General features: G+C 52.4%; 1 protein-coding gene. It reads left to right on the top strand.

The features are described from left to right. Positions 1–527 (top strand): septum site-determining protein MinD (gene minD, locus ACTHUR_RS17900; RefSeq protein WP_440400085.1); only part of this gene is annotated, 527 nt, incomplete at both ends.

The following is a 527-nucleotide window of genomic DNA, read 5'->3' as shown; positions in this document are numbered from 1 at the left end:
GATTATGGGTTGCGAACGCCGCGTCGTATATGACCTCATCAACGTTATCCACGGCGAAGCGACTCTCAACCAAGCCCTGATTAAAGACAAAAACTGCGAAAACCTCTACATCCTGCCTGCATCGCAAACCCGCGACAAAGACGCGCTGACCCGCGAAGGCGTGGACAACGTGATGAAAGAGCTGGCCAGCAAAAAAATGGGCTTCGAATTCATCATCTGCGACTCCCCTGCCGGTATCGAACAAGGCGCACTGATGGCGCTCTACTTTGCCGACGAAGCCATCATTACCACCAATCCGGAAGTATCCAGCGTCCGCGACTCCGACCGTATCTTGGGCATTTTGCAAAGCAAATCCCGCAAAGCCGAACAAGGCGATACTGTTAAAGAGCACCTGCTGATTACTCGCTACTCCCCTGAGCGCGTGGCCAAGGGCGAAATGCTGTCTGTACAAGATATCTGCGACATCTTGCGTATTCCGTTGATCGGTGTGATTCCTGAATCACAAAACGTACTGCAAGCTTCCAACG

It is taken from the genome of Neisseria sp. P0021.S007 (genome assembly GCF_051956855.1).
This window is presented reverse-complemented; position numbering and strand designations above follow the sequence as displayed.